Annotated in this window: 9 protein-coding genes; 8 read left to right on the top strand and 1 reads right to left on the bottom strand. The window is 62.8% G+C overall.

The window, feature by feature from the left end:
* Positions 1-200: 200 nt before the first annotated feature.
* Positions 201-947, bottom strand: coding sequence for a class II aldolase and adducin N-terminal domain-containing protein (locus tag ACXJL8_RS21365; RefSeq protein ID WP_456621862.1), 747 nt, complete (start codon positions 945-947; stop codon positions 201-203).
* A 336-nt stretch (positions 948-1,283) separates the two neighbouring features.
* Here ACXJL8_RS21365 and ACXJL8_RS21360 point away from each other — a divergent pair, with 336 nt between their 5' ends.
* The 8 genes from ACXJL8_RS21360 to ACXJL8_RS21325 all read left to right on the top strand — a co-directional run.
* Positions 1,284-2,447, top strand: a complete 1,164-nt coding sequence (locus tag ACXJL8_RS21360) for an ABC transporter ATP-binding protein (protein WP_456685525.1) — start codon at positions 1,284-1,286, stop codon at positions 2,445-2,447.
* Between the two features lie 55 nt (positions 2,448-2,502).
* Entirely contained in the window at positions 2,503-3,582 is a 1,080-nt protein-coding gene (locus tag ACXJL8_RS21355; protein WP_456621864.1) for an ABC transporter substrate-binding protein, read from the top strand.
* Positions 3,583-3,618: 36 nt separating this feature from the next.
* The gene (locus ACXJL8_RS21350; protein ID WP_456685524.1) at positions 3,619-4,980 is read left to right on the top strand and encodes an LLM class flavin-dependent oxidoreductase; all 1,362 of its coding nucleotides are present in this window, start codon (positions 3,619-3,621) and stop codon (positions 4,978-4,980) included.
* A gap of 45 nt (positions 4,981-5,025) precedes the next feature.
* On the top strand, positions 5,026-6,831 hold the full coding sequence (locus ACXJL8_RS21345) for an ABC transporter permease subunit (protein WP_456685523.1): 1,806 nt from the start codon (positions 5,026-5,028) through the stop codon (positions 6,829-6,831).
* 1,185 nt (positions 6,832-8,016) lie between these two features.
* A complete protein-coding gene (locus ACXJL8_RS21340; protein ID WP_456621867.1) occupies positions 8,017-8,793 on the top strand; it encodes a GntR family transcriptional regulator in 777 nt (258 codons plus the stop codon).
* Positions 8,794-8,992: 199 nt separating this feature from the next.
* The gene (locus ACXJL8_RS21335; protein ID WP_456621868.1) at positions 8,993-9,502 is read left to right on the top strand and encodes an ureidoglycolate lyase; all 510 of its coding nucleotides are present in this window, start codon (positions 8,993-8,995) and stop codon (positions 9,500-9,502) included.
* An 11-nt stretch (positions 9,503-9,513) separates the two neighbouring features.
* On the top strand, positions 9,514-10,425 hold the full coding sequence (locus tag ACXJL8_RS21330) for an allantoinase PuuE (protein ID WP_456621869.1): 912 nt from the start codon (positions 9,514-9,516) through the stop codon (positions 10,423-10,425).
* A gap of 34 nt (positions 10,426-10,459) precedes the next feature.
* The coding region (locus tag ACXJL8_RS21325) for a substrate-binding periplasmic protein (RefSeq protein ID WP_456685522.1) at positions 10,460-11,033 on the top strand (574 nt) is incomplete at its 3' end.

Genomic DNA, 11,033 nt, shown 5'->3' with positions numbered 1-11,033 from the left:
GTTCATATAGACCGCGCGGCTGTCGCGAATGGAGGCTTTATACTCTTCGCCCGTTCGTATCATGTCCGCTCCCGTCTCGATCTCATTCGCACTATCCCGCATCGGCCAGCAAAGGCGAAATAGGACTTTCCTGCTCCCTGCTTCGTGGCAGTCGAAGCAGCGGCTACGTTCCGAGAACTGCCCGGGCGCCGCAACCGCAGTCAATGCGCGTAGGACGGATCCTCAGCATCCAGGATGCACTTCATCTCCTCGAAATGCGCGATCGAGAAATCCGTGATCTGTTCCCAATCCTGCGCGGTGCTTTCGGCGACCGCGTCGGGCAGAATCTTCAACGGCTGCCCCGTCGCATAGGCCTGGACCAGGATCTGGCAGGCGCGCTCCAGCGTATAGATGTCGTCAAAGGCTTCGCCGACCGTGTTGGCGATCACGAGCACGCCGTGATTTCCCATCATCAGCCGCGACTTGTTACCGAGCAGCGCGGCAAGGCGCGCGCCCTCCTGTTCGCTRTCGGCCATGCCTCCATAGCGGTCGTCGATGGCAAGGCGATTGAAGTAGCGCGCGGTATTCTGATCGATCGGCTTGATCTGGGGATCAATGAGCGATGCGATCGTGGTCGCGAAAGGCGGGTGGAGATGCATCACAACCCGCGCCTGGGGCAGTTGCCGGTGCATCTGGCCGTGGATGGCCCAGGCCGTCGGATCGACATCCGGCCGTCCCTTGACGCCCTGCGCATCATCCAGGTCGAACAGAACGAGATCGCTCGCCTTGATGCGCGAAAAGTGCCGCCACTTTGGATTCATCAGGAACCGGCGCCCGTCGGCGGAGATCGCAGCGCTGAAATGGTTGGCGACGGCCTCGTGCATGCCAAGCCTGGCGATGCTGCGGAAGGCGGCAGCGAGATCGACACGAAGCTGCTGCTCTTCCGGCGAGGCGGCGGAATTCGTCATCTATTGCTCCTCCAAGAGGCGAGGTCAGGCAAGTCAGACTTATGGATTCCATTGCACGGGTAAAATAAGAAAATCGTCGCCGCTGATTACCTGAAAGCTATAGCGGGCGATCGCCGACGCCGAAGGCGAAAAGATCAATGGTTGATCACTGTTCGCCCAATAATTCCGCAACCAGATCGATTAGGCGTCGTCTAAGCAAAGGACCCGGTTTTCGTAATTTACACGTTGCGGCTCCGGAAGGCTTACTTTGTCCGAGTTGACCTGACAGGATCTGTAATGGACGCGATCCGTGCCGCTCCACCTCTTCGAAGCCGCCGCCGCAGCGACGTGTTTCGTATGTTGTGGCGATCGTCGCGCGACGCACAGGATACGGCCGCTGGGCTCACCGTGCCGGACCACACCTCGGCATCGATGCCGACTGGCCCGGCGGTATCGACGGTCAAGCTACACGTTCGCGGCATCTCGAAGGCTTACGGCGACGCAACCGTGCTCGGGCCGATCGAGCTGAAGGTCGTTGCCGGCGAGCTCCTCGCGGTTCTCGGTCCGTCGGGGTCCGGCAAGACGACGCTCCTCCAGATCATCTGCGGTCTGGTCGAACCATCGGGCGGCCAGCTGATCATCGACGGCCGTGACGAGACCGACAATTCCGCGGACAAGCGTGACATCGGCGTGGTGTTTCAGAACTACGCGCTGTTCCCTCATCTCACGGTCCGCGAGAACATCGCATTCCCGTTGCAGATGCGGCGAATGCCGGCGGGCGAAATCAAGAGCCGGGCCGAAGCCGCGCTCGCGATGGTCGGGCTGTCGGACTTCGCCAACCGTTTTCCCCGCGAGCTGTCCGGCGGCCAGCAGCAGCGCGTCGCGCTCGCGCGCTGCTTCGTCTATCGGCCGTCGCTGATCCTGATGGACGAATCCCTGTCCGCGCTCGACAAGAAGCTCAGGGAAGACATGCGTATCGAGATCAAGCGGCTGCATCGCGAGACCGGCGCAACCATCATCTTCGTGACGCACGATCAGGAGGAGGCCCTGGCGCTGGCCGACCGTATCTGTCTGATGAACGAAGGCCAGATCGAGCAGCTCGGCGCACCTGAGGATATCTACGAACGGCCGGCCAACGTCTTCGTCGCCGATTTCATCGGCGCATCCAATCTGATCCATGGCAACATTGCCGCCAACGGATGCCTTGCAACACGCGACGGCGTCCTTCCGCTCCCCGACGGCTGCGATATGCAGCTCGGCCGACCGGCTGCGCTGGTGGTGCGCCCGGAAAAACTCGTTCTTTGCAGCGGTGACGAGGCGCTGCTGAGCGGTCGTGTTCAGGAAAGCATCTATGCAGGCTCGGAGACGCGACTTCTGGTCCGGCTCGCCAGCGGCACGTTGATCACCGCGCGTCGTGCAGCYGGCCTGCCAGCGGTCGAAATCGATGAAAACGTCTTTATCCGGTGGGAGCGTGACCAGGCCCGGGTCCTCGAAAGCAGTCCATCAACGTCGGGCGCATAACACCGCGCCATCACATCGTGTCCTTCCCGACCAGTGCATCACGGAGAGAACAACAATGTCCGCCACCACGCGCATCTCACGACGAAAGCTTCTGAAAGCAGCGGGCGTGGCCGCCACCGGCGTCGCGCTGCCGGCGGTCTGGCCCGGACGGGCCGGTGCGGCCGAGCAGATCACCGTCGCTGACGTCGGCGGCGCCCCAGGCGCCGCGCTGCGCACCGCTTTCTATGATCCGTTCGAGAAGGCCACCGGCATCCGCGTCGAAGGTGTTGCACACGAATCCGATCCGGTCACACAGTTCAAGGTCATCGTCGACACCGACAGCAAGCTCTGGGACGTCTGCATGGTCACCCCCGACGACGTGCTGCGCCTGACCCAGGAGAAGAACTATCTCGAGCCGCTCGAGATTACCAAGGGCCCGGACGACGAGCTGATTTCGGGCGCGCTGATGCCGAACTGGTTCGGCTTCTCGGCCTATGGCATCGTGATGGCCTACCGCACGGACGTTTACAAGAAGGAGGCCCCGACGGGCTGGGCCGACTTCTGGAACACGACCAAGTTTCCGGGGCGCCGCGGCCTGTACCGCAATCCCAAGGGCGTGCTGGAATCGGCGCTGCTCGCCGATGGCGTGGCGCCGAAGGATCTCTACCCCCTCGACGTCGATCGCGCCTTCAGGATGATGGACAAGATCCGCTCAGAGGTCGCGGTGTGGTGGACCGCCGGCGCGCAGAACACCCAGATCCTGCAGAACGGCGAAGTCGACATGGCCGACACGTGGTCGGCGCGCGCCTTTGCCGCGATCGATTCCGGCGCTCCAGTCAACATCGTCTGGAAGGGCCTCTACTCGATCGACGGCTGGTCGATTCCGCGGGGCACGACGAAGCTGAAACAGGCCCGCGAATTCGTGAAATTCTCCATGCAGCCCGAGCGCCAGGCCGCTTATTCCAGCATCGTCGCCAATGGTCCGAGCAATCTCAAGGCTTACAGGTTCATCACGCCTGAACGCGCCAGGGTGCTTCCGACGCAGCCTGAAAATCTCGCCGGGCTCGCCGTGCGCGACTATGCCTATTGGGGCAAGAACTACGCAGCGGTCTCGGAGCGCTTCCAGGAATGGCTCCTGATGGGCGGCAAGAAGTAACGTCTGCGGCACGCGAGGAAACATCGAGGGACGGTCATGAGCAAGAAGAAGCAGATGGTGATCGGCGCGTTGATGCACGCCAACGGATCACACGCGGCATCCTGGTTGATGGACGAGGCGCGGCCGCACGCCTCGACCGACATCGACTACTACCGCGAGATGGCGCAACTCGCCGAACGCGGCAAGTTCGACTTCTTCTTCATCGCCGACACACCGGCGGCGCGCACCGAGAATCTGAGAGCCTGGAGCCGATCGCCGCTGTTCATGAACGTCCTGGAGCCGATCACGCTGCTTTCGGCCATTGCGGGGGCGACGACCCATATCGGCCTCGGAGCCACCGCATCAACCAGCTTCTACGAACCCTATAATGTTGCGCGGCTGTTCTCCTCGCTGGATCACATCTCGCATGGCCGTGCCGCCTGGAACGTGGTGACCTCCGCCAACGACTACGCGGCACGCAATTTCGGTCTCGAACGGCTGCCCCCGCACGCCGACCGCTACATCAAGGCGAAGGAGTTCCTCGAAGTCGTCGAAGCACTCTGGGACACCTGGGAAGACGGCGCCTTCATCTACGACAAGGAGACCTGCCAGAGCTTCCTGCCCGAGAAGCAGCATCTGGTCGACCACAAGGGCAAGTACTTCACCGTGCATGGCGCGCTCAACATCGAGCGTTCGCCGCAGGGCCGCCCGGTCATCATCCAGGCCGGCGCATCCGACACCGGCCGGGATTTCGCGGCCGAACATGCCGAAGTGGTGTTCGGATCGAGCGGCAATCTCGATGCCGCCAAGGCCTTCTACAGCGATCTGAAGGCTCGGATGGCCAAATTCGGCCGTCGGCCGGACGACCTGAAGATCGCCTCGGGCATTTCGGTCGTGATCGGCGATACCGAGCAGGAGGCCCGCGACAAGCTCGATCGCTGGCAGGACCTGGTCCATCCCGACGTCGGCGTTTTGCGCCTTGGACAGGACCTCGAAACCGACCTGTCGGATCTGCCGCTCGACGAGCCGGTGCCGGTCACTCGGATTCCTGCGACGTCCAACCTCCACAAAGCCTATTTTGACGAGATCGCCGGCCTGATCCGCCAGGGTCTGACGTTGCGCGAGATCGCGCGCCGGTTCAATCGCGCCAAGGCGACGTTTTGCGGCACCGCGACCCAGGTGGCCGATCACATGGAAGCCTGGATCGATGCAGGCGCCTGCGACGGCTTCATGATCTCGTTCGTAGCACTGCCGAGCACGATGACCGACTTCGTCGAGAAGGTGGTGCCGGAGCTACAGCGGCGCGAACGGTTCCGCCACGACTATGAAGGACGGACCCTCCGCGAGCACCTCGGCCTGGCGCGGCCCGAGAACCGCCACACCTCATTGGCGACGACGCCGCTTGCCAAGCGCGCATAGACTGAGATGAGCACGCTGCGACGGATCGAACGAGAGCATTGAGAGATGGCTGAGACGACGTCTCTCGGAATTGCCGAGCACCCGCGCACCAAGGCGCGTAAGCTCAAGCTCGATCCGCTGTGGCTGGCGCTGCCTGGCCTCGGCTTCCTGGCCTTGTTTCTGGTCTGGCCGACCGCGCAGATGTTGTCCGTGAGCGTGATGGACAAGGTCACGGGCGCACTGACCTTCGCACCGTTCCTGCGTATCTGGAACGGCGGCCCCTATCTCAYCGTGCTGTCGACGACATTCCAGGTCGCGTGCTGGACCACCGTGTTCTGCCTGGTGCTGGGTTATCCCCTCGCTTACTGGCTGTCGCAAAAGCCGGCCCGGCAGCAGCGTATCGCCGCGCTGTTCGTACTATTGCCGTTCTGGACCAGCGCGCTGATCAAGAACTTTTCCTGGCTGGTGCTGCTCGGGCGCAACGGGATCGTGGCGAAGACCATGGCAGCGATCGGCCTGAAGGGCGGAGATCAATTGCTGTTCGGGCGCACCACCGTCATCTTCGCCATGGTGCACACGCTGCTACCGCTGGCGGTCGTCACGATGCTGCCGGTCATGAACCAGATCGATCGCCGCCTGACGATGGCGGCATCGACGCTCGGCGCCAACGGCGCGCGCGCATTCTGGCAGGTGTTCTTCCAACCCTCGGTACGCGGCGTCGCTTCGGCTGGCCTCCTGGTTCTTGTTGCTTCGCTCGGCTTCTTCATCACGCCGGCGCTCGTTGGCGGCGCCAAGGACACTATGATCGGGCAGCTCATCATCCTGCAGATCAACGAGCTGCAGAATTGGCAGCTCGGCAGTGCGCTCGCCGCGATCCTCCTGGTCTCGACCATCACGATCTGCTTCATCTATGACCGGATCTTCGACCTGTCGGCGGTGACGACGGGCGGTGGCCGACCGACAAGGACGGACGGCCCAGTGCGTCGTGCCGGGCTGGCCATCGTCAACGCCGCCGGGCTGATTTGCGGCGCGATCGAGGAGGTCTGGAAGCGCAATATCCGCGGCCTGCGCGGGCGCGTCCTGCTCTCGGTCTATGCCTGGGTCATGATCGCCTTGCTGCTGGCACCGATCATCGCCTTTGTCCCGATGGCTTTCACCGGCTCGGCCTTTCTGTCGTTTCCACCTCCCAATTGGAGTGCGCGCTGGTTCGAGCAGTTCTTTGCCTCCCCGCTCTGGCTCGGCGCGATGACCCGTTCATTCGGCATCGGGTTCGCGGCCGCAGCCATCACGCTGCTGATCGCATCGATGGCGGCCTATGGGGTCGCCAGGACTCGCAGCCGACTTGGCGGCATCGCGTTCCTGCTCTGCCTTTCGCCAATGATGGTCCCATCCATCGTCATCGCGATCGCGCTGTTCTATCTGTTCGCGAGGATGGGGCTTGTGGCGAGCAACATTGGCATCACCATCGGTCACACGATTATCGCCATGCCGGTGGTGTTCATGATCATGCTGGCGACCTTCAAGGGCTACGACTGGAAGCTTGACGCGGCGGCCTCGACGCTCGGCGCCGGACGGTTGCGCACCTTCTGGCGCATCACCTTGCCGCTCGTGGCAGGTGGCCTCGCCGTTGGATTCGTGACCGGCTTCCTGCAATCGTTCGAGGAACTGACGGTCGCGCTGTTCGTCGGCGGCGGGATCAAGACGACCTTGCCGAAGCAGATGTGGGATGGAATCCTGCTCCAGGTCAGCCCCGTCATCGCCGCGGCATCCGTCGTCGTCCTCATTGTCGTGATCGTCATGTTTGCGATCATCGAAGTCCTTCAGGCGCGCCGCTCGCGCTCTTCCGGCTCAGCCGGCACCAGCGATTCCTGAGGCGCTCCGAAACGCTCACCGCAACGGGCTACTCCGCAACGCGATCGCCGCGAACGAGTGGATGTTCCCAAACCGGAAGACCGCCGCCACAGTCTTCCATGGTCGCCCCTTGCCCGCGACATTGACCAGACGCGGCTCCGCATTCCCGCGGCGCATTTCGCCCGAGCTTTGCTTCGTCGCTCCACCCTCTCAAAGCCAGGAGGGCGCAGGGAAGGCCGGGTGCCGGCTGGCACCCGCGTTCCCCAGCGCGAAGATGTAGCGCAAAAAGACCGCATAGCAGCATACAGGTGTAGCCAATCACTCGGCCTTCCCTGCGCAGTGGTTGGACGGCTTATGCCGTGCTCTCCCGGGAACCGAGTTCCTTCTGGCCTCCCTCACCCCAGCGAAAATTCACCAGCATCGCGCCGGCGCGACTACCGCATCCGCAAGAGCTTGACCGTAGCAACGACGGCTAGGACCACACGGTTTTGCCGTACGCACGGTTCGCTTGTTCGCCGCCGTTTTCCCGGCCCGGTCGACGGAGCCGGAAACTTGCTGGCGAGACGAACCTGACAGCGCCGCTCGTCTAGTACGACGTTTTGGGCTCGCAAAACCCACCGTTTGAGCCACGGCCGGAAAATGGAATTTTCGCCCTCGACACAAGCCTTTCCCGCCCAATGGCCCGTCGACGACAGTGTCGTCAAGCGACTAGCGAAAGGGAAATTGCCGTCGCACCGCTCAGCCAGGGGTGTGGGCGTTTGCCCCAGTCCGCGCGCGCAGCAATATTGCCGCCGCAACGCGCCATCGCCGGGATGTTGCTGATGAATTGGCTCCTTGGGCCCGCTCAGGGCGTCAGCCCGAACTCTCCGCCGAAGCACTTCGAGACGGATGGGTACATACCGGCGACGTCGCACGCATCGCCGAACAGGATGCAATTCGGCGACCCTGGATGAAGCCTGCCGGTGTGCCCCCTCCAATCCACCCGCGGCGCGGTGCGAACCGGTAGAAGCCTCACATCCGCGATGTGGCGCTCAAACCGCTGCGAGCCCGGAAGATGGCACAGAGGTTTACGTCGACCTGAACGCGGCCGCCGGCCGCCTTGCGCCAGAAGCGGCCGTGTGGAGATCCAAAGACAGCGGAAATTCGCAAAGTCTTGCATAAAGGTGGACACCAATTGAGAATGGATGGCTAATCCAGAGCTTCGGCTTGGCCAGCGGCGAGAGCGTAACGTACGTCTACCGATATGGCGGCATTTCTATCCAATCGTCGAAAGCAACGTCCGTGCCTTCTATCAACAAAGCAAAGAAATCAATCAGCAAACGCCCGGCACGGACCAATGGCAGCATAACAGACGCAACCTATCTGAAGCTGCACAACCTGATCGAGTCGCGACAGCTGCAGCCCGGCGAGGTGATTGAAGAGCGCCGACTTGCACTCCGGCTCAAAGTCTCGCGGACACCGCTGCGGGCTGGCATCAGCCGGTTGCTGGGCGAAGGCAGGCTCGAGCAATTGTCCAACGGCACCGTGGTGGTCCGCACAATCGAGATGGCGGAATTGCTCGAATTGGTCCATCTCCGCATGGTGCTGGAGAGCGAAGCGACGTTCATTGCGGCGACCCGCATCGCGCTGGATATCCTTGCACCGATCAGGGCCACGCTGGAGAAGATCATTGCTGCGTCGACGGTATCCAGGACGGTTCAATGGACGCTTGACGACGAAATTCATGACCAGATCGCGCGGCATTGTGGCAATCGATCGCTCGAGAAGCTGATTGGAGAAATCCGGCAGAAGATCCGGATGTGCAATGTGGAGCGCCACCCTGGCCGGCTGCTACCTGCCACCCGCGAGCATCTTGCGATTATCGATGCCATCATCGATCGTGATGCCGCCGCAGCCCGCCAGGCGATGATCCTGCATCTCACCAATGTGCGGCAGGGATTGCTCGAGCGATTCGGGATCTTCCTGCCCGAGCCTCACGGCTAGGTCGAGATCAGGCAGAATCCCTGGGGCTGCATGTCCGAAAATTCTGCAGCTGCCCGCAATTCTGTCGGACTCCGTCTAAATTTAACGCAGCTTCCTGGGCTTCGCTGCTTGACTGAAATCAGCAGGAGCGGTTCACTGGTATACCATTGGAATATTGAGCCGCTTCGCAGCAGGCCGACCAACTAGATGTGCCGGCTGAATGACGCTGAACCAAACTGCTTCCCACACCGTCGTGGCCGAATCGCTGTCCCCGGCCGCCTTTGCCGCCTTCGGCGACGTAGCCGAGCGACCGATCGACGTGCGCCGGCGCTATCTTCCGACATCGGACGATCGCACCGCGGACGCCGCCACCTTTTCCATCTGGATCAGCAGCGCCGCCAGGCTCGGCAGTCTGCCCCTGCCAATCACGACGCTGGAGCGTCATCCGTTCTCCGCCCAGACCTTCATCCCGCTCGGCAGCAGCCAATACCTGGCGATCGTGTGCGATGCCGGCCCGGATGGCCTGCCTGACGTGGCCACCCTGCGGTGCTTCATCGCCGGAGCGCATCAAAGCATCACCTTCGCCCGCAATGTCTGGCATCATCCCATGACCGTTCTCGGCGCGGCCATGGAATTCGCCGTCGCCATGGGCATGACCGGCCGGCGGGACGACGACGTGTTCGTCGATATCGCTGGCGACGTTTGCGCGGTGATGCCGCAGAGCGCATAGGGATCGCAACAATGCCGCATGATGATCACCTCACCCGCGACTTCGTTGGCTACGGCCGCACCCCACCGCATCCGCAATGGCCGGGCGCAGCAAGAATCGCACTCAACTTCTGCATCAACTACGAAGAAGGCTCCGAGCCGTCGTTCGCCGATGGCGACGGCGTCACCGAAGCGGCCCTGACTGAAGGTGGCGGCGGCGGCTTCGAGGGCCGCGACCTCGCCGCCGAGTCGATGTTCGAATATGGCAGCCGCATAGGCTTCTGGCGTGTGCTGCGCCTTCTGTCCGAGCGCGGCATGATCGCCACCGTCATGGGCTGCGCGCTGGCGCTGGAACGCAACGACGAGGCCTGCGTCGCCATTCGCGAATATGGCTACGACGTCTGCGCCCATGGCTGGCGCTGGGAGCGGCATCCGTTGCTGTCCGAGGCCGACGAGCGCGAGCGCATTCGCAACACCGTCGAGAGCCTCAAGCGCACCACCGGCGAGCGTCCGCTCGGATGGTATTGCCGCTATGGGCCGAGCGTGAACACGCGGCGCCTCGTGGTCGAGGAAGGCGGTTTCCTCTACGACTCCGACGCCTATAACGACGAATTGCCGTACTGGACACGTGTGCTCGGCAAGCCGCATCTCGTGGTGCCTTACGGTCTTGCCAACAACGACGCCAAGTTCAGCCGCGGCGCGATGGCAACGGCGGATGATTTCTTCGTCTATCTGCGCGACGCCTTCGACATGCTCTACGCGGAAGGCGCCACCGCGCCGAAGATGATGTCGGTCGGACTGCACACCCGCCTGATCGGCCATCCCGGCCGCGCCGCTGGCCTGCAGCGCTTCCTCGATCACGTCGCCAAGCACGACAACGCTTGGGTCTGCCGGCGCGGTGACATCGCCCGTCACTGGCAGGCCACTCATCCCCCCACGCCCTGATCTACATCACATCCGCCCCCGAAAGGACGTCCCCATGAGACTGAAACCCACGCATTGGCTGTTCGCGCTGATGCTGTCGACTGCGGCATTCGCCGGCGGCGCCAGCGCCCAGGAAGCCGATCATCCGTCCGACAAGCCGATGGTGGTCGCGTCCGACTTCGGCGTCGCGCCGTGGATGGTGCGCGGCCCAAACGGCCCCGAGGGTTTCGGTGCGGATCTGATCAACGAGATCGGTAAAGCTCTCGGCCGCCCGAAGGTCGAGATCGTCGACATCAATTTCTCCGGCCTGTTCGCGGCATTGTTCGCTAAGCGCGCCGAATTCCTCGTCAACCCGCTCAACCTCACTGCCGAACGCTCCGAGCGCATGCTCTATACTGAGCCGCTATTCTCCACCGGCAACGGCTTCATCGTCCGCGCCGCCGAAGAGATGAAGGGCTTCGAGGATCTCAAGGGCAAGGCGGTTGCCGTCAACCGCGGGACCATCTCGGATACCTGGGCCACTGCTAACGCCGAGAAATACGGCTTCGAAGTGCAGCGCTACGATGTATTCCCCGATACGGTGCAGGCCGTGCTCACGCGCCGCGCCTTCACAGCGCTAAATGAGATCC

It is taken from the genome of Bradyrhizobium sp. P5_C11_2 (genome assembly GCF_054049755.1).
The sequence above is the reverse complement of the archived record's forward strand: the minus strand, read 5'-3'. Positions and strand labels throughout refer to the sequence as shown.